General features: G+C 39.5%; 23 protein-coding genes. 2 read left to right on the forward strand and 21 right to left on the reverse strand.

Translation table 11 applies throughout. From position 1 onward, the window contains the following. Positions 1-134: 134 nt before the first annotated feature. Entirely contained in the window at positions 135-677 is a 543-nt protein-coding gene (locus AWM68_RS11945) for an AAA family ATPase (RefSeq protein ID WP_066241765.1), read from the reverse strand. Positions 678-1,045: 368 nt separating this feature from the next. Between AWM68_RS11945 and AWM68_RS11950 the strand changes: the two genes are divergently transcribed. Further along, positions 1,046-1,624 (forward strand): DUF421 domain-containing protein, encoded by a 579-nt coding sequence (locus tag AWM68_RS11950; RefSeq protein WP_066241768.1) that lies wholly within the window; start codon positions 1,046-1,048, stop codon positions 1,622-1,624. Between the two features lie 143 nt (positions 1,625-1,767). Here the strand turns inward: AWM68_RS11950 and AWM68_RS11955 are convergent, their stop codons facing one another. The 12 genes from AWM68_RS11955 to AWM68_RS12010 all read right to left on the reverse strand — a co-directional run bounded on the left by AWM68_RS11955 (position 1,768) and on the right by AWM68_RS12010 (position 13,588). Continuing rightward, positions 1,768-2,043 (reverse strand): AbrB/MazE/SpoVT family DNA-binding domain-containing protein, encoded by a 276-nt coding sequence (locus AWM68_RS11955; protein WP_066241771.1) that lies wholly within the window; start codon positions 2,041-2,043, stop codon positions 1,768-1,770. Positions 2,044-2,637: 594 nt separating this feature from the next. Continuing rightward, positions 2,638-5,445 (reverse strand): ATP-dependent DNA helicase DinG, encoded by a 2,808-nt coding sequence (gene dinG, locus AWM68_RS11960; RefSeq protein ID WP_066241773.1) that lies wholly within the window; start codon positions 5,443-5,445, stop codon positions 2,638-2,640. A gap of 39 nt (positions 5,446-5,484) precedes the next feature. Beyond that, positions 5,485-5,868 carry an aspartate 1-decarboxylase gene (gene panD / locus AWM68_RS11965; RefSeq protein ID WP_066241776.1) on the reverse strand — a complete coding sequence of 128 codons (384 nt, stop codon included), beginning with the start codon at positions 5,866-5,868 and terminating at the stop codon, positions 5,485-5,487. Then, positions 5,853-6,737, reverse strand: a complete 885-nt coding sequence (gene panC / locus AWM68_RS11970; protein WP_066241779.1) for a pantoate--beta-alanine ligase — start codon at positions 6,735-6,737, stop codon at positions 5,853-5,855. The genes panD and panC overlap by 16 nt, the downstream gene beginning before the upstream one ends. Next, positions 6,734-7,573, reverse strand: coding sequence for a 3-methyl-2-oxobutanoate hydroxymethyltransferase (gene panB / locus AWM68_RS11975; RefSeq protein ID WP_066241781.1), 840 nt, complete (start codon positions 7,571-7,573; stop codon positions 6,734-6,736). Before panB ends, panC begins: the two co-directional genes overlap by 4 nt. A gap of 454 nt (positions 7,574-8,027) precedes the next feature. Continuing rightward, positions 8,028-9,014, reverse strand: coding sequence for a biotin--[acetyl-CoA-carboxylase] ligase (locus AWM68_RS11980; protein ID WP_066241785.1), 987 nt, complete (start codon positions 9,012-9,014; stop codon positions 8,028-8,030). Beyond that, positions 9,002-10,183: a CCA tRNA nucleotidyltransferase gene (locus tag AWM68_RS11985; RefSeq protein WP_066241788.1), complete on the reverse strand. Its 1,182-nt coding sequence runs from the start codon at positions 10,181-10,183 to the stop codon at positions 9,002-9,004. The genes AWM68_RS11980 and AWM68_RS11985 overlap by 13 nt, the downstream gene beginning before the upstream one ends. Next, on the reverse strand, positions 10,180-11,319 hold the full coding sequence (gene bshA / locus AWM68_RS11990; RefSeq protein WP_066241791.1) for an N-acetyl-alpha-D-glucosaminyl L-malate synthase BshA: 1,140 nt from the start codon (positions 11,317-11,319) through the stop codon (positions 10,180-10,182). Before bshA ends, AWM68_RS11985 begins: the two co-directional genes overlap by 4 nt. 10 nt (positions 11,320-11,329) lie before the next feature. Beyond that, entirely contained in the window at positions 11,330-12,022 is a 693-nt protein-coding gene (bshB1, locus tag AWM68_RS11995) for a bacillithiol biosynthesis deacetylase BshB1 (protein WP_066241794.1), read from the reverse strand. Further along, positions 12,019-12,435 (reverse strand): methylglyoxal synthase, encoded by a 417-nt coding sequence (gene mgsA / locus AWM68_RS12000; protein ID WP_066241796.1) that lies wholly within the window; start codon positions 12,433-12,435, stop codon positions 12,019-12,021. The genes bshB1 and mgsA overlap by 4 nt, the downstream gene beginning before the upstream one ends. An 11-nt stretch (positions 12,436-12,446) precedes the next feature. Then, positions 12,447-13,250, reverse strand: coding sequence for a 4-hydroxy-tetrahydrodipicolinate reductase (dapB, locus tag AWM68_RS12005; protein WP_066241799.1), 804 nt, complete (start codon positions 13,248-13,250; stop codon positions 12,447-12,449). Then, positions 13,247-13,588 (reverse strand): nucleotide pyrophosphohydrolase, encoded by a 342-nt coding sequence (locus AWM68_RS12010; protein ID WP_066241802.1) that lies wholly within the window; start codon positions 13,586-13,588, stop codon positions 13,247-13,249. The genes dapB and AWM68_RS12010 overlap by 4 nt, the downstream gene beginning before the upstream one ends. Positions 13,589-13,730: 142 nt before the next feature. On the opposite strand from AWM68_RS12010, the gene AWM68_RS12015 reads away from it, so the two are divergent. Then, a complete protein-coding gene (locus AWM68_RS12015; protein WP_066241804.1) occupies positions 13,731-14,603 on the forward strand; it encodes a YitT family protein in 873 nt (290 codons plus the stop codon). A gap of 398 nt (positions 14,604-15,001) precedes the next feature. Here the strand turns inward: AWM68_RS12015 and AWM68_RS12020 are convergent, their stop codons facing one another. The 8 genes from AWM68_RS12020 to AWM68_RS12055 form a co-directional block, all read right to left on the reverse strand. Further along, a complete protein-coding gene (locus AWM68_RS12020) occupies positions 15,002-15,682 on the reverse strand; it encodes a zinc metallopeptidase (protein WP_066241807.1) in 681 nt (226 codons plus the stop codon). An 84-nt stretch (positions 15,683-15,766) separates the two neighbouring features. Continuing rightward, entirely contained in the window at positions 15,767-16,558 is a 792-nt protein-coding gene (locus AWM68_RS12025) for a sporulation protein YpjB (protein ID WP_066241808.1), read from the reverse strand. 83 nt (positions 16,559-16,641) lie between these two features. Next, positions 16,642-17,208 carry a DUF1405 domain-containing protein gene (locus tag AWM68_RS12030; protein WP_066241810.1) on the reverse strand — a complete coding sequence of 189 codons (567 nt, stop codon included), beginning with the start codon at positions 17,206-17,208 and terminating at the stop codon, positions 16,642-16,644. 61 nt (positions 17,209-17,269) lie between these two features. Further along, positions 17,270-18,037: a menaquinol-cytochrome c reductase cytochrome b/c subunit gene (locus AWM68_RS12035; RefSeq protein ID WP_066241812.1), complete on the reverse strand. Its 768-nt coding sequence runs from the start codon at positions 18,035-18,037 to the stop codon at positions 17,270-17,272. A 48-nt stretch (positions 18,038-18,085) separates the two neighbouring features. Further along, entirely contained in the window at positions 18,086-18,757 is a 672-nt protein-coding gene (gene qcrB / locus AWM68_RS12040) for a menaquinol-cytochrome c reductase cytochrome b subunit (RefSeq protein ID WP_066241815.1), read from the reverse strand. Between the two features lie 3 nt (positions 18,758-18,760). After that, a complete protein-coding gene (locus AWM68_RS12045) occupies positions 18,761-19,264 on the reverse strand; it encodes a ubiquinol-cytochrome c reductase iron-sulfur subunit (RefSeq protein WP_066241817.1) in 504 nt (167 codons plus the stop codon). Between the two features lie 119 nt (positions 19,265-19,383). Beyond that, positions 19,384-19,848, reverse strand: a complete 465-nt coding sequence (locus AWM68_RS12050) for a YpiF family protein (RefSeq protein WP_066241820.1) — start codon at positions 19,846-19,848, stop codon at positions 19,384-19,386. 273 nt (positions 19,849-20,121) lie between these two features. Then, positions 20,122-20,673 (reverse strand): ReoY family proteolytic degradation factor, encoded by a 552-nt coding sequence (locus AWM68_RS12055; RefSeq protein WP_066241823.1) that lies wholly within the window; start codon positions 20,671-20,673, stop codon positions 20,122-20,124. Positions 20,674-20,714 lie beyond the last annotated feature (41 nt).

The raw sequence follows: 20,714 nt of genomic DNA on the forward strand, positions 1-20,714 counted from the left end.
GAGTTAACGATAGCCAAAAAATAACCCAAAACAACCAGTTTTAAAGTAATTTTAATGAATAGAAAAACACATCTTCCATTTAATAAAAATGTTATGAACATAACATATAAAATGATCAGATAAGAAACAGTTAACTAAGAGCAACTTCTACCATTATTAATAATAATTTCTCCTTCACCTTGTGGCGTTTCAAAACCTCTCAGGTAGGAAGTTAATGTTTCTTCTGTAATAGGGAAAGAATTCGCATCAAAACGTTTATTTCTTTCTTTTAGCCGTTCAAGTAAAACATCGGGGTGTACGTCCAAGTAAATCAACTTCCACTTTCCTCCGGCTTTATCGATTAACTGTTTATAAAGATCTCTCCTTGAACGGTCCCAAAAACTAAAGTCGATGACTACGTGCTTATTTTTATGAATTAGCTCTAACAATGCATTTTGCAATTTTGTTTCTGCGGTCTTCTTATATTCCTCAATCTTTTCCATAGGGAAGTCAATCCCATATCTACCATTCGATGCCCATATTTCTTCATCGATTGAAAGTCGAACAAACCCCTCCTTTTCAAGTTGTTTTGAGAATGTCGTCTTACCAGAGCCTGCCACCCCACACATCATTACGACTAACGAGTTGCAGTCTTCACATTCACGGTAAATTGAATCAAAATTAAAATGATTAAACATCTCGATCCCTCACTCTTTAAAATTAAACGAAACTTTTTTATTGAAAATATGCCGAACATTTTCTGAAAGACTTACACCCATGAGGCTTTTATAGAGCCTAATGGATACCTTCTATTCAAACTTATGAGTCTAATATTTTTACGCTATCGCAAAAAAAGAATGTGAATAAATTTATCACTCAATACACTTCATTTCTATACAAATAACTAAGTTTTCTTACATAAACTTTTTGCTCGGGGCACAAAATAACGTATAAATTACCGTTATTAGAGTGTATTTGTTAGTTAATTTTACCTTAATTAGTTTTGCGCTATAGGTTAAGTTAATTGTGGAAACAAATTGAAATTGTATTTTGGAAGGTGAAATTAATGGATTTTATCTGGCAATCTTTTTTGTTAATCTTTATAGGTATTTTGTTACTGCGCATATCAGGCAGAAAATCTATTTCGCAGATGACGCTCGCAACAACCGTTGTTATGATATCTATCGGAACGATCATCGTACAGCCTATAATCGAAACCAGTGTAATTCGTACAATTATTGCAGCTTCTATATTTGTGAGTGTTCTCATCATGCTCGAATACTTTCAGTTAAAGTTTAACTTTTTAGAGAATATGTTAACTGGAAAATCAATAGTCGTAATAGAAAATGGGCAACTGAATGAAAAAAATCTAAAGCGGCTTAGATTAACAGTCGATCAACTTGAAAAACGATTAAGGCAAGCGGGGATCTCAAATTTTGCAGATCTAAAAACGGGTACTATAGAAACGAATGGGCAGCTAGGTTACGAATTTTCAAAGGAAGCTAAACCCTTAACAGTCCGTGATTTTAAGAAGTTAATGCAAGCCTATGGTTACACTTTTCCAAAACAAGAAGCTGAAAAACCGAATATTTTTACCGAGGTAAACAATGGTCACTCAAATTCAAATCCAGAACAACTTCAGTAGCAGGAGATACTAAACTTTTTTTCTAGACATTTATTTAAATTTGATTATCACTTTATTCGCTTTTACGAGTAAATAACATAAAAAAGTCCAAAGAGTTGATTTCTTTGGACTTTTTTTGTCATTAGCACTTTTTAGAATGGTAGCTATATTCCGTAGCCTTTAAGTTCCTCTAACAGGATTTTTGCTCCTACAGGACTCAGTGTGAATTTTCCATCTGCATACTGCTTGTTCTCAGTCGTAATTTCCCCTGTAACAAGGCAGGTGTTGTTCGCTTCATATTTCTTGAATATGATCAGGTCATTTTCAACAAAGATTTCGAGACCATCTTTTATATCAATGTCCAACACACGTCTTAGTTCAATCGGAATAACGATCCTTCCTAACTCATCCACTTTTCTTACAATGCCTGTACTTTTCATCTGTGACATCCTTTCCCATTCGCAACTATTCGTCAACACCGACTTCTCTATCTACATTAGGAATATATGTAATTATGTGGTATTGAAGATTATATTTATATTCTCAAAAGTATTAAGAGAAAGGAAGGGGTTACGAATTGGGTTAATTTTATAAGAAAAAGAGCCTACATAAATCCCTTTTTTACCCATCTCTGTTTCTAATAATGCTGGAAAATAACAAAGAAAAGTTATTGTACTAAATGGTTTGTATGTCTTACTTAGTCCATATGAATTCAATAGAACAAATTCTATTAAAGCTCATGGATAAGTTAATATATACCATTATGTCATCCGTAAAACTGGGGAAAATTAAATTTTTTACTATTCAGAGTAAAAGTTCATTTACCCCAACTTTCTTTAAACATTGACCTTTTTTTGTGAAGCTATGATTTCAGCTCTTAAAAAAAAATAAGTTTTCTTGAATCGTTTCTTCAAGAATGTATTATTTTATTCCATCTTCTAATGATTATGTAGTCGGTTCATGAAACAAAAGATGACCTCAGGAAAAATACCGAGGCCATCTTACGTAATTCAATATACAGCTATAGAAACGTATTAATTCATCCACTCATCTAGTTCTGAAACAAGTTCATCGATCGGTTTAATCGAAACAGGAAGCTTTGGCAGTGATTGCACAAACGACTTACCGTATCTCGTCTCAATCATTCTTCGATCAAAAACGAAAACGGCTCCTTTATCACGGCTGCTTCTTACTAATCGCCCAAAACCTTGCTTAAAACGAATAATCGCTTGTGGAAGCGATAAATCGTAGAAGGGATTTCCGCCTTCTGTTTTCAGCTTCTCGCTTTTTGCGGCCATAACAGGCTGATCAGGCGGGGTAAACGGCAATCGGATGATTACAAGACATGATAAATCGTCACCTGGGATGTCAATTCCTTCCCAAAAACTGTTTGTTCCAAATAGAATGCTGTTATCAAAACGCTGAAAGTTCTTTGTTAAACGAGCACGGCTGCCAGAGTCTACACCTTGAGCGATTAAGACGAACTCTTCGGAATCCATCAAGTTTTTAAACGCTGTGTGCGTCTCTTTTAACATCTCATAAGAAGTAAAAAGAACAAGCATGCGCCCCTTCGTTACTTTTGCGATCTCATATAGTGAAGATGAGATTTTTGTAACAAATGTTTTTTGATCCACTTCATTTATAAGCGGAATGTCAGTTGGCACCATGAGTTTCGCTTGTCTCTCATACTGAAATGGAGAAGGCAGCTGAGCACTTATTGGGCCGAAGTCCAGAAGTCCAAGTCTTTCAGACAAATAGCGGAAACTGTTCTTTACACTCATGGTGGCAGAAGTCAGTACGACAGAACTTTTCTTCGCAAAGAATTTATCAGCTAAGATCTGGTCGATTTCTACGGGTTTTGCAAATAGTGTCACTGCATGTCTAGGGCCTTTAGATTCTGCTTCCATCCAATACACTTCTTCTGAAAGCGGGCAAGATAGAAGGTGATGCAGATTGTTCATCTCATCTTGAAGGTCGTTTAGAATGCCTTCCAGGTCAACTAAGAAGCCTTTTTGTTGCACCGTTAAATGATCTTCGTATTGATCAAGACTCTTCAATATTCGTTTCACTGGCTTTACAAGATCCGCAATAAACTGACGTGCTCTCTCTTCCATCTCTAAAACAGGCTGCCAGACCGCTGTTTCAATATCTTCTTTTGTATAACGAAGGGTAAGTTTCGTTAACTCTGTAGCTCGAGAAGATTTTGCTTTTTTCAAGCAAATGGATTTGACCTGCTTGAAAATCTCGTCCAGTTCATTCTTCACGTCCGAAAACAAAGTATCCCAGTTGGCAAGGTGTTGCTCATACTTCGGGATTTCAAGCAAATCACAGATCTCTCTGAACGTGTTCATCATTCCGTCGCCATCTGTTTGTGAAAGTCTGTCAAGCAGCTTAACGAATGTAAAATAATCCGTTTCCTTTCCAAAATGATCGCTTACGACTTCTTCAACGTGATGTGCCTCATCTAACACCACTTCTTTATAAGCGGGAAGCAGTTGATTTTCAGATTTTAAATCTGTAAACAGCAACGCATGGTTCGTAATGACGAGATCTGATTCATGAGCCGCTCTCCGCTGCTTATGATAATAACATCTCGAGAACCAAGGACATCGGTGGTTCAAGCATGAATTGGCATCACTTTTGACCGTGTTCCAAAACAGCTTGCCTCCAGATGCCATCGATAGCTCTTCAACATCACCTGTTTCTGTTTCCGTAAGCCAGATGATCAACTGTGCTTTTGTAAAGTTCATATCATAGTTATCATCATGGTTGTCCATTAACGTATGTTCAAATTTTCTTAAGCATAGATAATGGTTCCTTCCCTTTAAAAGGGTTGCAGTAAAGTCAAAGGGCATGATCCTTTTTAAGAGCGGAACATCTCGCTCTAAAAGCTGCTGCTGCAGCTGAACGGTATGTGTGGAAACGACAAGTGGCCGGTCTTTTTCTTTAGCATAACGGATACCTGGAATCAGATAACCTAATGATTTTCCAACACCCGTTCCTGCTTCAATGACTAGATGTTGACTCGTATGAAGCGCTTCGTCGACTAACTCAACCATTCTCTGCTGGCTTTTTCGAACTTCATAGTGCTGCATATGCTGCTGAAGCTGGTCCTGCACTTCTTCATCTTTAAACTCTTTAAAATCGCCATCAACCACCTGAACAACATCGGGTCTTCTCTTTAGTGCAAGCTTTCGGTAAAAATCATACGACTCTTCATCTGCTAAAAAAACTGACTTTTCAGCAACTATGTCACCAACAATGCTTTCTAAAGAACTTTGCAGCTTTTTTAAAAAAGGAGTAAGCCGCTCAAGTGTTGCTAAAGGCAAGTTGTCTAGTTTTTCTAAGAGATGGATCAAGAGCCTAGCCGTCACCTCAGCATCGCTATCTGCCTGGTGCGGGTTCAAATGTTCTAACCCGAGATAATCAGCGAGCATACCGAGCTGATAACCATCAGCTCCTAACAGAAGGAGCCTCGACATCTCAACAGTATCGATCAACGGCATAGATAATCTAGAATAACCAGAACGATCTAGTTCGCCTTGCAGAAATGAATAATCAAACATAACATTATGAGCAACAAAATAAGCTCCTTCTAACATCTGAAGGAGCTTTGGTGCCACTTCTTCAAACAACGGGGCATCTTTTACCATATCGTCGTTGATGCCCGTCAATTGTTCAATAAATGGGGGGATGGGAACTCCTGGCTGGATGAACGTCGAGAATCTGTCCGTTATCTGCCCTTCCTCAACGGCGACCGCACCAATCTGGATAATACGGTCTCCTTTTGCTGCTGAATTTCCTGTTGTTTCAAAATCGATAACGACATATCGCCGTGTCATAGCCTTTCACCTCATTCCCCTGTGGCTGTTTCTATAGATTTAGTATATGGTAGCCTCAGGTTCAACTCCGAGCATTTCATGTACGCGGTTATCTTTGTCCATAATCGCTACTTTTGGTACATGATGTTTTGCTTCGGTTTCATCATACATCGCATAAGAAATAACGATAATCGTATCGCCTTCTTGAACAAGTCTTGCTGCTGCGCCGTTTAAGCACATTACACCAGAACCTCTTTTACCAGGAATGATATATGTTTCAAAACGCGCGCCATTATTATTATTTACAATTTGTACTTTTTCGTTCGGAATCATATCAACAGCATCTATAATATCTTCATCAATCGTGATGCTGCCAACATAGTTTAAGTTAGATTCTGTCACCGTTGCGCGGTGAATTTTTGCTTTCATTAATGTACGGAACATGTTTCTTCCCCACTTTCTTGTCTCGTTAAAATGTTATCTATGATGATGTTATCGATCAAACGTGCTTTGCTGAATTTTACAGCAACTGCAATGATCAATTTTTTTGATTTTTTGCTTGGAGGAAGAAGTTCAGGATACGATAGAATCTTGCTATATTCAACAAAACCGCTCGTATGTTCCTCCAAGTATTTTATCATCTTTTGTTCGGTCTCACCACTATCACCATCTAAAAGCCAGTTTTTTGCCTTTAGCAGTGATTGACTTAGATGGCTAGCTTCTTTTCTTTCAATTTCCGTTAAATAAACGTTTCTTGAACTCATCGCAAGGCCGTCTGATTCTCTCTTCGTTTCACAGCCGATTACTTTTACAGGAAAGTTGAAATCATCAACAAGTCCCTGAACGACCGCAACTTGTTGAGCATCTTTCAGTCCAAAATAAGCATAATCAGGAGAAACAATGTGAAATAGTTTTGTGAGTACGGTCGCTACTCCATCAAAGTGCCCTACACGGCTCTCTCCACATAATGCATCAACCCTTTTATTTACCGAAACTGTAACAACTGGCTCATCGGGATACATCTCTTTCGTGTCTGGAAAAAACAACACGTCTGCACCAGCTTCTAAAGCAAGCTGTTTATCACGTTCCAGATCTCGCGGATATCTGTCAAAATCTTCATTTGGCCCGAATTGTAACGGGTTCACAAAGATGCTGACTACTATTACATCAGACTCTTTTTTCGCACGTTTCATGAGCGAGAGGTGGCCTTCATGCAGATATCCCATGGTAGGTACGAACCCTACCTTTTTGCCTGATCTTTTTTCTTCTGAGATAAAATGTTGCATCTCTTTGATGCGGGTGATCAATTTCATGATTGAACTCCTCCGTACAATGAGTCAAGCGTTTCTGCTTTCATGTTAAAACTGTGTTTTTCTTCTGGAAACTGCCCTGCTTTTACTTCGTTTTTATATTTTAAAAGGCCGTCGACCATTACATCTTTTACGTTAGCATAAGTCTTCACAAACTTTGGTACATGGTGAAACCCATAACCGATCATGTCATGATAGACAAGTACTTGCCCATCTGTATGGTTACCTGCACCGATACCGATTACAGGAATAGAAAGTTTTTTTGTTACAATCTCGGCAAGCTGTTGAGGAACACACTCTAATACGATGGCAAAAGCTCCTGCTTTTTCAAGCAAAAGACTTTCTTCTATCAGTCTCCCAGCTTCTCTTTCCTCTTTCGCTTGAACACCATAACCACCCATAACGCCAACCATCTGAGGAGTGAGGCCAAGATGCCCCATCACAGGAACCCCTGCATCGGTCAACCGTTCAACCGTCTGAACGATCTGTTTTCCGCCTTCTACCTTGACAGCAGAGGCACCGCTCTCTTGCAGCAACCGTCGGGCGTTGTTCAGCGTCTCATCAATCGAACCGTGATAGGTCATAAAAGGCATATCTGTCACGATAAACGTGTTTGGGGCACCGCGTTTTACTGCTTTTGTATGATGAATCATATCTTCCATCGTAACTGGGATCGTTGATTCATAGCCCAGTACGACCATGCCAAGAGAATCTCCAACAAGCAGAAGGTCCATCTCCGCTTTTTCACAGATAACAGCTGTTGGGTAATCGTAGGCGGTTACCATCGTAATTTTTTCGCCATCTCTTTTCATTTTGAGAAAACTTTTCGTCGTTTTCATTGTTTAGCCTCCCTGTTTTTTCATTTGGCTTTTTTCCATATTAATTTACTTTTGGAATGTTTGTAACATCTTCATCGGTAAGTTGATTGAAGTGCAAGGCGCGAGACTCCTGGGGGATTAGCGGGACAGGTGAGACTCTTAATAGCGCAAAGCGCTAAGAGGCTCACCGCACGCCCCCCGGAAAGCGAGCGCCTGGAACGGAAATCAACTTCATTCAAAAGCAGCCAAGTACTACGGAAAAAGCCTTTAATAAACAGGGCCAGAAGTGCAAAAAACCTTCTTTCCAAAGAGGAAGAAGGCATAGGAAAACATCCCTAGACTTTTGTTGTTTGCTCCCTCTGTCCCGGTCCTGATTTTGGATCTAGGCAGATATAGTGTTTGTAGTAAAAATGGACAAACTTAGTGCAGTTCCACACGGATACCGCCTACGATTTTATTTTATCACGTACTTTTCTTAAGGAGAAGGAATTTCGATATCTGCTGAATAGATCGAATGTACTTGACCTCTATCATCCTCTAAAAGCAGTACACCCTCTTCTGTAATTCCTTTTGCATAGCCAGTTATAGAGCCTGTAACAGACCTCGCTGTTATCCGTTTGCCTAAGCTGAATGCTCTTGCTTCCCATAACAGCTTGATCACACCAAAACCATTTTCAAGATATTGACGATATAATGTCTCGATCTCCTGCAGAAGAACGCCGATCACTTCTGCTCGCTTGTACGTTTGTCTGCCTTCAATCGCAAGACTTGTTGCGATTTGAGCGATTTCATCTGAAAAATGCTCCGTTTGCTGATTAACGTTCATTCCGATTCCTACGATAACCGAATGGATGGAATCAGCTTCTGCCTGAAGCTCTGTTAATATGCCTGCTGTCTTTTTGCCTTTGATTAAAATATCATTCGGCCATTTGATCTCCGCTTCAAGACCCGCAACTTTCTCGATTGCCTTTGAAGCTGCTACGGCAATAAGCAAAGTGAGCTGCGGCGCTTTTTGAAGGGGAATGTTAGGTTTAAGTATCAAACTCATCCAAACACCAGTCCCAGCAGGAGACTGCCATGCTCTCCCTAATCTTCCTCTTCCACCTGTTTGTTCATCCGCAAGAACGATGCTTCCTTCAGGTGCTCCTTCTCTTGCAAGACTGTGTGCGATCTCTTGCGTACTTTTGACAGAGGATTTATATGTGATCTTCTTTCCGAACGTTCCGTTACCTGTATATAACGAAACTTCTTCTGCGGTAACAAGGTCTGGTGAAGTAACCAATCGGTATCCCCTCTTTTGAACCGCTTCTATCGTATAACCGCTATTACGAAGTTCTGATATGTGCTTCCATATTGCTGTTCTGGAACAGTTAAGTTTATTGCTGATCTCTTGACCAGACACAAACTCTCCCTCGTTTTCAGAAAGCATGTGCAATAATGCTTCTTTCATCATGGCTCCCACCTTTTAACCCAATCCTTAATCACAGATTCTGAGGTGCTAAGATCTCCGTTAACGATTTTTTCTTCCATCTCGTGCAAGAGTTTGCCTAACCAGACACCTGGTGATTTTTGTTTGATTTTCAATATCTCTTCACCGTCTATCGGAAGATCTTTTAGAGAAGTAATCGGAATCTCACTAGCTAGTTTGTGAAGATTGTCCTTTTCTTGATCATAATTTACCTTTTCGATCGTACTTTTTAACGTCATACTCTCTAATGCTAAAGAAATCCCGGTTCGATACAAATCAATCTTACTCCACTTTTTCACGCTAAGAGCAGCTAACAGCTCTTGAACTTTTTTAATTGTTCCGTTGGGCAGTTTCCAACTTTTCAAGAATTCTCGTGAATCCTTAACTTGTGATAATAAAATGATTGCTGCCCAGCGTTGATCATCCGTTTGAAGTTTAGTCCACTCTAAACCTAAATATCCTTCTTTCGTTTGTTCCTTTAAAGGATAGGGGAGGTATTCCACAACAGTGCTTTGTTTCATAAACTCAAGTGCATGTCCTGCTTTTACTCCTTGGAGCAATTTGATGAATTCAATGGAGATCCGTTCAGTTGAAATTTTTTTAAGCAAAGGAGCTTTTTTTTCAATCGCCTTCTTTGTTTCCGCTTCAATCTTCATGTCATACACACTCATAAAACGGCATGCCCTCATTACGCGGAGCGGATCTTCAGAAAATCTAAGATGAGGATCCCCAACTGTACGGATCTGTCTGAGCTTAAGATCATCTCTTCCTCCGAAGTGATCAATTAAATGCAAAGCCGTGTCCATTGCCATCGCATTGAATGTAAAATCTCTTCTTGAGAGATCTTCTTGCAGATCATCAACAAACCAAACCTTTGAAGGTCTTCTATAGTCTTCGTATTTGTCTTCTTTCCTGAAAGTCGTTATCTCGTAAGACACGTGATTATGTCTGACAATAACGGTTCCATGTTCGATGCCGACCGGAATGGTCTTCGGAAAAATTTTTTGGATTTCTTCAGGTCTTGCACTCGTTGCGATATCAATATCTTTAATGGGACGCTCTAAACACAAATCACGCACACATCCGCCAACAAAATAAGCTTTAAACCCTTCATCTTCTATTTTTTTTAAAACAGGCAAGGCTTCCTGAAACATTTCGTTCATACGGAAGGGTCCTCTATTAAAGAATAATAGATGTTTTCATAGATTGAGACAATCCTGTCAGATAGGAAGTTCTCTTTTACATGTCTTACTGAATTTTTTCTAAAAAGGTTCAGCTTCTCTTCATCATGTAAGAGCGCAATAGCTTTTTGTGCTACCGACTCTGGATCTCCAACATTCACCATATATCCTGTTTCACCATCAACGATTACTTCAGGGATACCACCGATACTTGTTCCAATAACAGGAACACCGCAAGCCATCGCTTCGAGAAGTACGAGTCCAAAGCTTTCTTTTTCTGATAGAAGAAGTTTAAGGTCACATATGGAGAACAATTCTCCTACGTTTTCTTGTTTACCTAAGAACAAGACGTCATCTTCTATACTCAACTCACTGACCAACTCACACGCAGTCGTTAGTTCAGGACCGTTGCCGATCAACAGAAGCTTTGACGAAAGCTGTTTTCGAATCAGCGCAAACGATTTGATCACATCTTCTATTCTTTTCACCTTTCTAAAGTTCGAAATATGAACAATCACTTTTTCGTTTTCGCTGATTCCGTACGTTTTTCGTAATTCAGAATTATTTTTTCTTCTGTAATAAACTCTTTCATCCACGAAGTTATGTACAGGGATAATGTCTTTATCAATTTTAAGCAGCTCTAGGGTATCTGCTTTTAATTGGTGAGAAACAGATGTTACAACATCCGATTTCTCTATACCGAACTTAATCATCTCGCTAAGTGACGGATCATACCCAAGAACCGTAATATCTGTCCCATGAAGAGTGGTAACGATCTTAATCTTATCGTTCAGCATCTGTTTGGCTAATACAGCACAAACCGCGTGCGGTACAGCATAGTGGACATGTAGAAGATCAAGCTTCTCTCTTTTCGCCACTTCTGCCATCTTGCTTGCAAGTGCAAGGTCATAAGGCGGATATTTAAACACCGAATAATGATTCACTTCCACTTCATGAAAGAAGACGTTCGGATAGAATTTTCCTAATCGAAAAGGAAGGCTTGATGTAATAAAATGAATCTCATGTCCTTTTTCAGCTAAAAGTTTTCCTAGTTCAGTTGCAACCACTCCAGATCCGCCTACAGTTGGATAGCAAGTGATGCCTATTTTTAACGTCATAGCTAACTCCTTATAAATTGTTCGTTATATATGTTTGTTCTGTAATAAAGCCTTCTGCATATGATACGCCAGCTTCAAGGCCAAAGAGCTTGTCTCGATTTTCCACTCGTTCGATATACCCGTTTGTGAGCGGAGTATCAACGCTTTCTGCTGTTTTAATGAACTGAGATGGATATGCTTTTAACGCATCGATCTTAGAGAAATACGAAGAGCTCACATTCACGAAAAGGTGCGGTTTTTCCGTGCTATTAATAAGATAATAAAAAATGTTTTTAACTTTATGAGCTGACAAATTTTCAGGATCTTTAACATTTTTGATACCAGCAGAAAAGACAGCTTCCTTCACAAGACGAGCACAGTTGCCATGATCCGGATGACGGTCGATCCAATATGGCGCAAAAACATATTGAGGTTTATGCTTCCGAATAACAGAGACCAGCTTCAAAATATAATCATCCTGCAAATAAAGACCGCGGTCAGGTAGTTGCAAGTTTATTCTTTTTGTTACACCTAAAAGTTTAGCCGCTTCTTTTGCTTCTTTTTTTCGGATATGAACTGTGCCATTTGAAGAAAGTTCTGCTTCCGTTAAATCACAGATCACAATTTCACGGCCTCTTTCAGTCTCTTGCTTAATCGTGGCTGCCATGCCGATTTCTACGTCATCGGCATGAGCACCGAAAGCAAGCCAGTTTTCAAGGTTCATTTTTTCTCTGACTCTCTTTCATCTATAATTTTCCGCCAGTCTAAATCTCCCCGTTCAAGCGAACGAATAAAAAGTTCTGCAGATGCGACGTTTGTCGCAAGCGGTATTTGGTATACATCACATAAACGCATCAAAGCTGATACATCAGGTTCATGCGGCTGTGCTGTAAGTGGATCTCTAAAAAAAAGAACAAGATCTAGATCGTTTTCAGCGATTAATGCACCGATCTGCTGATCTCCACCTAATGGACCTGATTGGAACCTTCTTATATCAAGTCCTGTAGCTTCATGAATCTTAGAGCCTGTCGTACCTGTCGCAAACAACGTGTGATCTTTTAAGATCGGTGCATATGCGACGGTAAAATTAATCATGTCGTTTTTCTTCTTATCGTGTGCAATAAGAGCTATTTTCATAGTATCCCCTCTTATTCCATAATATTTTCAAGGCCATAAACAAGACCTTCTATATTCATTACACTTTCAACAGCTAGTCTTACTCCAGGCATGAAAGATGTTCTGTTTATCGAATCATGACGGATCGTCAACACTTGCCCAACACCTCCGAAAATGACTTCTTGGTGTGCAACTAGTCCTGGCAATCTTACACTATGGATCCTAATTCCTTCTAGCTCTGCACCTCGAGCACCTTCTAGGTCTTCCTTTTCATCAGGATGACCTTGACTTTTCTCTTCACGCACCTCCGTAATAAGCTGAGCTGTTTTTAAAGCAGTCCCAGATGGTGCATCTAGCTTCTGATCATGATGTTTCTCAATGATTTCAATATCTGGCAGGTACTTTGATGCTTCTTTAGCGAACTTCATCATTAAAATCGCACCAATCGCAAAATTTGGAGCAATTATGGCACCTGTACTCTTTTCTTCAGCAAGCGCTGTTAGTCGTTTTAGGTCATCATTTGAAAAACCAGTCGTTCCGATTACCGTTCGAATTCCATGATTTAATGCCAGCTCAAGGTGCTTCTTCCCGATGTCAGGACGTGTTAGATCTACAACTACATCAGCCTCGACAGCTTGTATACAGTTTTCCATATCATCATAAACAGGAGCTTCCATTGACTCTGGAGCTCCAGATAAGTCTTTTACTTGTAATCCGTCATTTTTTGAATCTACAGCTGCCACTAGTTCAAAATGCTGCGTTTCCTCGATCATCTTTAGTGCTTCTTGTCCCATTTTCCCTCTTGGCCCAGCTAAGATTATTTTAATTTTATTCATGTGTCTAACTCTCCTTCTTTTCTTGTCCATCTGTCTTTATCGCGCGTTTCAAACTTCTTCATTACCGTACTAAGCGCTTCGTCTAAATCTATATTTAATGAATTGGCAAGACATATTAAAACAAAGAACATATCGCCGAGCTCTTCTTCAACCGTCTTTTTATCTTCTGTGGATTTCTTGGGTTTTTCACCGTAATGATGATTCACTTCACGAGCAAGTTCGCCTAATTCTTCTGTTAATCTTGCAAGCATAGCTAATGGACTGAAATAGCCCTCTTTAAATTGTGATATGTATTGATCTACAACGTCCTGACTCTCTTTTAAGGTACGGTTGGCCATGATGTTGACACTCCTCATTCTATATTATTCTTCTTTATGTTATCGGTAATTTTTCTGTTTGACAAATTTCATGAAATTTTGATTATAATAGGAAGGCATGATTGTAAATCGAAGTCGTATCTATTAGGAAAGTAGGCATTATATGAATTATCCAATCAAACTAAAAAATATCTTTTTTATCCTTTTGGGGTCTGCTATCTTTTCATTTGGAATTGTCCATTTTAACATGGCAAACAACTTAGCAGAAGGCGGTTTCACGGGGATTACGCTTATTCTCTATTTTCTATTTTCAATTGATCCCTCATATACAAACCTTGCACTGAACATTCCACTATTTTTCGTTGGATGGAGACTTCTTGGAAAAAATGCGTTTATTTATACGGTAATCGGAACGGTTGCCGTATCTGTGTTTTTATTTATCTTCCAGCGTTTCACCTTCGTAACCATTGATCTTAAGGAAGATATGACGCTTGCTGCACTTTTCGCAGGTGTATTTATCGGAGTCGGTCTTGGAATCATCTTTAGATTCGGTGGTACGACAGGTGGAGTAGATATAATTGCGAGGCTTGGTCATAAGTTCTTAGGTTGGAGCATGGGTAAGACGATGTTTATCTTTGACTTCGTTGTCATTTCAATCTCACTTGTCTACCTTCATTACACTGAAGCAATGTATACACTTGTTGCGGTGTTCATCGGTGCACGAGTGATTGATTTTATGCAAGAAGGCGCATATGCAGGTAAAGCGGTGATGATCTTTTCTGAGAAGAACACAGAGATTGCTGCAGATATTATTAAAGAATTAGATCGTGGCGCAACCATCTTAAATGGTAAAGGATCGTTTACAGGAAATCTTCGTGAAGTGCTATATTGTGTAATAGCCAAGAACGAGATCGTCCGTTTAAAACAGGTCATTGAAAGAATTGATCCCCATGCTTTCGTAACGGTTAACGATGTGCATGAAGTGATCGGCGAAGGATTCACACTCGATGCAGACAAGAACCCGTTAGGCAGATAAAAAATGGTTAAACTAAAGCTTTATGAAATATTGGGTGTCGGGGCTGCTTCTAAAATCACCCCTTCTCCATGATCTGTATTCTGTAAATTAAGTAAAAAACAAAAGCTCTTTTCTAAAAGGTTGTTGCTTTTACATTTTGTCTTCTATGATTAGTTGATTGGTGTGCAAGTTGCGTGCCTACCACATGAAAGTTTTCTCGCAAGGCATGCGACGAGGAAGCATACTACGGTAGAATTTACTTGAAGACACAGGAGCAACAAACCTTTAAGCGGCAGGTGAGACACTGCCCCGCGGAAAGCGAGCATCTGAAACGGAGATCAACTACTTTCAAAAGCAACAATGAATACAAAAACAGCCAAAACAAAAGAAAAACTCCCGAAAATGTTCGGGAGTTTATTTTAGTCGTCTTGGTTCATACCTATGAACATGAAGATAAATCGTGCCAGTTCCAGTAATGCCACAAGTGCCCCTGCAACATACGTTAATGCAGCAGCATTTAATACTCTACGTGCGCCTCGCTCCTCGTTATTACGAATTAATCCAGTTGAAACAATCTGGTCCATCGCGCGGGAACTTGCATTAAATTCTACAGGCAGTGTTACGAATTGGAACAGTACCGCTACTGACATGAAGATGATCCCAAGAAGAAACATGTTCATTGAACTTAACAGCATACCGCCAAGTATTAAGAAAAACGAAAAGTTCGAACCGATATTAGCGACAGGTACAAGGGCGTGTCTGAATCGTAAGAACGCATAACCTTCCGCATCCTGAATGGCATGCCCTACTTCATGGGCTGCAACAGCGGCACCTGCAATCGAACTTCCGTAATAGTTGTCTTCTGATAGTCTTACAACTTTGCTTCGAGGATCGTAGTGATCAGAAAGCATTCCTCTAACAGGTTCTACTTGAACGCTGTAAAGTCCATTTTGATCTAAAATCTCTCTAGCAACTTCAGCACCCGTTTTTCCTGTGCTGTTTCCAACTTTCGAATACTTCTTGTACGTGCTTTTCACTCTCATTTGTGCCCAGATGGGAACAATAAGTAAAATCGCGAAGTAGATTAAAAATCCACCCATTGTTGGCATTCCTCCATATTAAAAGCTTTTGTTATTAACATTTTACGTTTTCAGCTCATCGTTTGTCAAAGAATACGCATGAAATCAGCGCTTATCTGGAACGCGCAATTGTTCTTGATCACCTTTATATTTTCTCCAACCTACGTAAATTAATGTTGAAGAAATGATTCCACCAATCGAAAAAATTAGCCAAAACAGTGAAGGCTCTGAATTATCCTTTTTAGCGAAGAACAGTGCTTCAAAATCTGCAGCCGCTGTTTCAAGCTGTTTCTGGTGTGCAGTGTCTGTCATTATATGATTACGATTAGCGTCAATATAGGAAACGTGTTCGTCTAGTAGTTTCACTTCGTCATCAGACAAATCGACCATCAAAGCCGGTCTTACCGTTTCATAGCGTTCCAATAACAGATTGGCTGCTTGATGAAACGCAACAGAATCATCTTCACTGACCCCTTTTTCCATCGTAATAAATGGTTCTAGCATCATAAGTCCAGTTTTTTTCCATAACGGTTCATAACTTGTCTGAAGGGCGTCTACTAACAATCTGACTTCCGTTAGTTTGTTTAGTTTTTTCTCTTTGGACCATTCAGGATTTTGAAGAGACGACAGAGCATCAGCCAAAGTATTTTGAACGACACGCTGTTGTTCAGGCCTTAAGGATAAGACTTCTTCTATGTGAACAATGTTTTCTGTTGTGAACTTTAAGACATTTGCTGCTTCTTCGTATCGTTCTATTTTACCAAGCTCCCAAATCTCACTCGTTAGCTCATTTATTTCAGACCACTCTTTTACTTTTGTATGATTTGATGCAAATGCTGGCATAGAAAGTCCAAAAACCATACAAAGAACCATAAATGCCCATCCTAACCTTCTCATCCTTTGTCCCTCCTGTACCCTTATACTAAAACGTATGAGAGCTGGGACAAGGTTAGACCATATTTAAAATTATGGACTTCACCTTATGGTCTTCTTATCTTCCATAAAATAAATATAGAAATGGCAGATAACCAAAACGTAAAATAACCGATTGTGTTTTGATACGGGTCAAGGACGGGATACCTTGGCATCATATCAAATACATAGTCGATGATCTCGTTATGAAACAGAACGAATGCCGCAAGAACAATGTGCCATCCTTTGATTTTGTAATAAGGCGCATATAAAAGCCCCTGAACGGCCATACCTAAATGAGAAAATATGAGCATGTAATTAACAAAATCCAATGGAGTTCCAACGAATGCTCCCCCTAAATTCATGCCTACTGCCCAGATTCCGTATTTGAATAGGGTTGCTACAGCGAGTGCCTCTATCCAGCCATGTTGTTTTTTGGTTAAAAAACCGATGATTACAAATACAAAAAACAATGATGCTGTCGGGCTATCTGGAACGAAAGGCAAAAAATACCAAGGAGTTTCTTGAAGCTGATAGAGATACCAATAGTATCCATATATTGTGCCAAGGATGTTGATCCAAAGTAGAGTAATTAAAAACCAGCGTTCCATAATGATTGTTCGTATCCACGACATGATCATAAACTCCTTTTCATTCAGAAAAAAAGCCGACCCATACCGAGCCGGCTTCTAACTGTTACTTCTGTTCTAGTTTGGAGATGAATTCAGCTAATTGTTTCAGCTCATCATCAGATCCTTTAAACGCATTAGGCGGCATGCCTGGCGGCTTACCTTCTTTCGCGATTTTCATGATTTCTTCTGGTTTTAATCCTGTTCCAATCAATGATGGTCCTGATGCTCCACCTGATAACGTGTTACCGTGACAGCCTACACAGCTCTGTTTTTGGTAAATCTGATATCCAGGATCGTTTTCATCAAAACTTACATCAACGATCTTACCTTGTGTTTTCGCTTTTTCCCAATCGTGTGTCACAACGGATTCCCATGTTAAATATGTAACAGAAATCAGACCTAATAACATTAATCCTGTTGCGATCGGACGTTTAGAAGGACGTCGCTCCAACCCTTTGTCAAGGAATGGCGCGAGCATTAACGCACCAAATGCAAGACCCGGTATGATAACAGTACCGATAAGAACATAATCCCCTGCCGCATACTTGTACTTCAGAAGCTGGTATAAAAATAGGAAGTACCAGTCTGGTAGAGGAATATATCCAGCATCGGTAGGATCAGCTTTTTTCTCCAAAGGAGATTCATGGACGATTGTAAGTATAAGGTATCCAATTAAGAATACAGCTCCTACCATCCATTCTTTTAAAAGAAAGTTTGGCCAGAACGCTTCCGTTTTTCCTGGAAACTCCGAATAGTCTTTTGGGATATTCGGCTTGCGCTCAGCAGGGACACGAGAGTCACCGACAAACTTCATTCCTTTACCGCGATGCATATATTTCCCTCCTTTGCTCTTATGAAACTTTTATGCTTATGTTTGTTTTTACAACGGTCCGGAAATACCTTGTTTACGGATCATTAAGAAGTGGGCACCCATTAGACCTAACAATGCTGCAGGAAGGAAGAATACGTGAATCGCAAAGAATCGCGTAAGCGTCTGTGCTCCGATAATCTCTCCGCCGGCAAGGAATGTTTTAGCGATAGGACCGACTACAGGAATTGTCATAGCAATCTCAATCCCAACTTTAGTCGCGAATAGCGCTTTCATATCCCAAGGCAATAGATAACCTGTGAAACCTAAACCTAACATAACAAAGAAAATAAGTACTCCAACAACCCAGTTTAATTCTCTTGGCTTTTTATAAGCTCCCTGGAAAAATACGCGCAATGTATGTAGAAACATCATTACGATAACAAGGCTTGCGCCCCAGTGGTGCATTCCGCGTACAATAACTCCAAATGCCACTTCATTTTGCAGGTAATATACGGATTCCCAAGCATTCACGATATCAGGCACATAGTACATGGTTAAGAACATACCTGAAAGAATTTGGATAACCGTGATGAAGAAGGTTAGTCCACCAAAACAGTAAACAAACGCAGAAAAATGATGTGCGGGGTTTACGTGTTCAGGTACTTCATGGTCTGCAACATCTCTCCAAAGCGGCGTAATATCCAGGCGCTCATCTACCCAGTCATAAATCTTTTGTAGCATTCATTACGCCCCCTTTCTTGGTTTTGCCTTTCCTAAATAAAGCTTTCCATCTTTCACCTGGCTGTCATATACATCAAGCGGTGCAAGAGGTGCCGTACCCTTAACGTTTGTTCCATCCTTCGTATAACGGCCTAAGTGGCAAGGACAGAAAAATTGGTTAGGGTGCGATGGATCTGTATTCCAGTCTACCGTACAACCTAGATGTTTACAGACCGGAGAAAGTGCTATGATATCACCATTCTTCGCTTTATAAACCCAGGCAGATTGAGTTACATCAGACTCGTACCAGCCATCTTTTTGTTTGATTTTAAAATCGAAACGCTTTGGTTCGTTCGCTAGTTCTTCAACGCTCGTAACCGCTACCATTTCTTGATCTGTACCCTCTTTTAAAATCGGATCAAGGGCGAAACGGACCATTGGCATAAGCATGCCGGCAGCCATAAATCCGCCAACGCCAGTTAATGTGTAGTTTAAGAACTGACGTCTTGAAATATCTTCCTTTGACATTGTTTTCCCCCCCTTATGCTGTAAATGACGGTCCATCCGGACTTTTACACACATATTACTAGGACATAAACATGATAGCTTATGTTGTCTTTTAATGTCAATATGACATGTGGTAAATATTACGAATTTATACTTCTTTGCCAATCTTTAAAAATAAGCTGAAATAAGGGTTTTACCTGTTCTTTTACAACTTCAAGCTTATAGTTTTCATCCATGTTATCAAGCGGTAGTGCAGGTACCCAAAAAAGCTGGCCACTTAGACGTTGTTCGAATTCCTTCCAATATACATCTGAAGTCATCAAAAAGATGTGCTTAAAGTGTCCGGAATTTGTAACATGTTCTATGAAACTTGTTAACTTTTCTATAGCTGACTCACTTTTTACATATGTAAAATTAGGCGATAAAAACAATCTGCCGTGCAGCTGGCGTTCTATTTCACCGCAAAGAAGTTCTGTATACTCCGCCATCGTTACACTAGACTTGAAATCTTGCGTGAAACTAACAGGTGTTAACGGGATTAATAGAGAATCTACATACTCCCCTGACTTTAAAAATAGATCTGCGTCTTTCGTTTTCCATTTCATTGATGAAGTTCTCCTTAACTTGGTATGTACTGCTATTATCGTACCATATTTCTTCAGCATAAACGGATTGGTTTTAAAAAATGATAGATATAGAAGAGAAGACGGTGTGAGAGCAGAAAATTTAGGGGGTGCGCTCATAAATCTCTGGAATCGCTCGTCCAGCGTGCAAATTTTGCTGGACGAGCACACCAATTACATACCTCTACCTAAGTCTTTCATCTTCATCTAAAAAATCACAAAAAAGGCGACTCATAAAGAGTCACCTTTAAACGGCTAAGACGGCTGTTTTTCGAAATTTTTAAGTTCATTCGTCCATTTCGTAAAACTATCATAATCCTTCTGGTCTAATGCTGCATCGATCTTTGCCATAATATCGTTTTTTCGATAGGTTTCAATCGATTTCTCTAATACCATTTCAGCCCATATGCCATACTTTTTGTCCATTGACATATTTTGAGGCAAATGAGGATTTTCTTCTAAAACAGAAGCGTATTCTGGTGTTAGACGTGATGCATTAAAATTAAGTTCAAGATAGATTTCTTCTTCTTGGTTTAGGCGAATGTCATGAAATGATTTTTCGGCGTCAGTTGTTAAAACATTTTGCTTGTAAAAACGGAAAGGAACCCCGTCTGTGCATTGAGTGGACATGATTATAGCCTTTGGACAATACTCAGCCTTCTCTACAAAATGTACTTTCTCCATCAGTTGGTCGTCACTAACTAAATAGTTTAATAACCAAACACATTCGCGCTTCTTTAACTGATAATGATTAAGGAACCATTTGATAAAATCCTTTTTTTCAAGGACCGAAACGGTGCTGCTCATTGCAATCCCCCCATCATTCAAAAACACGTCATTTGTATAAT

The organism is Fictibacillus phosphorivorans (assembly GCF_001619875.1).
GTDB classification, from domain to species: Bacteria; Bacillota; Bacilli; order Bacillales; family Fictibacillaceae; genus Fictibacillus; species Fictibacillus phosphorivorans_B.

What these genes read in the sequence shown, in the direction of transcription:
- mgsA (WP_066241796.1), bottom strand. Translation starts at nt 12,435, where the DNA reads ATGAAAATAGCTCTTATTGCACACGATAAGAAGAAAAACGACATGATT.
- dinG (WP_066241773.1), bottom strand. Translation starts at nt 5,445, where the DNA reads ATGACACGGCGATATGTCGTTATCGATTTTGAAACAACAGGAAATTCA.
- dapB (WP_066241799.1), bottom strand. Translation starts at nt 13,250, where the DNA reads ATGAATAAAATTAAAATAATCTTAGCTGGGCCAAGAGGGAAAATGGGA.
- AWM68_RS12020 (WP_066241807.1), bottom strand. Translation starts at nt 15,682, where the DNA reads ATGGGTGGATTTTTAATCTACTTCGCGATTTTACTTATTGTTCCCATC.
- qcrB (WP_066241815.1), bottom strand. Translation starts at nt 18,757, where the DNA reads ATGCTACAAAAGATTTATGACTGGGTAGATGAGCGCCTGGATATTACG.
- AWM68_RS12015 (WP_066241804.1), top strand. Translation starts at nt 13,731, where the DNA reads ATGAATTATCCAATCAAACTAAAAAATATCTTTTTTATCCTTTTGGGG.
- bshA (WP_066241791.1), bottom strand. Translation starts at nt 11,319, where the DNA reads ATGACGTTAAAAATAGGCATCACTTGCTATCCAACTGTAGGCGGATCT.
- AWM68_RS11955 (WP_066241771.1), bottom strand. Translation starts at nt 2,043, where the DNA reads ATGAAAAGTACAGGCATTGTAAGAAAAGTGGATGAGTTAGGAAGGATC.
- bshB1 (WP_066241794.1), bottom strand. Translation starts at nt 12,022, where the DNA reads ATGAACCTTGAAAACTGGCTTGCTTTCGGTGCTCATGCCGATGACGTA.
- panC (WP_066241779.1), bottom strand. Translation starts at nt 6,737, where the DNA reads ATGAAATTGATCACCCGCATCAAAGAGATGCAACATTTTATCTCAGAA.
- AWM68_RS12055 (WP_066241823.1), bottom strand. Translation starts at nt 20,673, where the DNA reads ATGAGCAGCACCGTTTCGGTCCTTGAAAAAAAGGATTTTATCAAATGG.
- AWM68_RS12050 (WP_066241820.1), bottom strand. Translation starts at nt 19,848, where the DNA reads ATGAAATGGAAAACGAAAGACGCAGATCTATTTTTAAAGTCAGGGGAG.
- AWM68_RS12035 (WP_066241812.1), bottom strand. Translation starts at nt 18,037, where the DNA reads ATGCATCGCGGTAAAGGAATGAAGTTTGTCGGTGACTCTCGTGTCCCT.
- panD (WP_066241776.1), bottom strand. Translation starts at nt 5,868, where the DNA reads ATGTTCCGTACATTAATGAAAGCAAAAATTCACCGCGCAACGGTGACA.
- AWM68_RS12010 (WP_066241802.1), bottom strand. Translation starts at nt 13,588, where the DNA reads ATGGCCAACCGTACCTTAAAAGAGAGTCAGGACGTTGTAGATCAATAC.
- AWM68_RS11950 (WP_066241768.1), top strand. Translation starts at nt 1,046, where the DNA reads ATGGATTTTATCTGGCAATCTTTTTTGTTAATCTTTATAGGTATTTTG.
- panB (WP_066241781.1), bottom strand. Translation starts at nt 7,573, where the DNA reads ATGAAAACGACGAAAAGTTTTCTCAAAATGAAAAGAGATGGCGAAAAA.
- AWM68_RS11985 (WP_066241788.1), bottom strand. Translation starts at nt 10,183, where the DNA reads ATGAACGAAATGTTTCAGGAAGCCTTGCCTGTTTTAAAAAAAATAGAA.
- AWM68_RS12045 (WP_066241817.1), bottom strand. Translation starts at nt 19,264, where the DNA reads ATGTCAAAGGAAGATATTTCAAGACGTCAGTTCTTAAACTACACATTA.
- AWM68_RS12030 (WP_066241810.1), bottom strand. Translation starts at nt 17,208, where the DNA reads ATGTCGTGGATACGAACAATCATTATGGAACGCTGGTTTTTAATTACT.
- AWM68_RS11945 (WP_066241765.1), bottom strand. Translation starts at nt 677, where the DNA reads ATGTTTAATCATTTTAATTTTGATTCAATTTACCGTGAATGTGAAGAC.
- AWM68_RS12025 (WP_066241808.1), bottom strand. Translation starts at nt 16,558, where the DNA reads ATGAGAAGGTTAGGATGGGCATTTATGGTTCTTTGTATGGTTTTTGGA.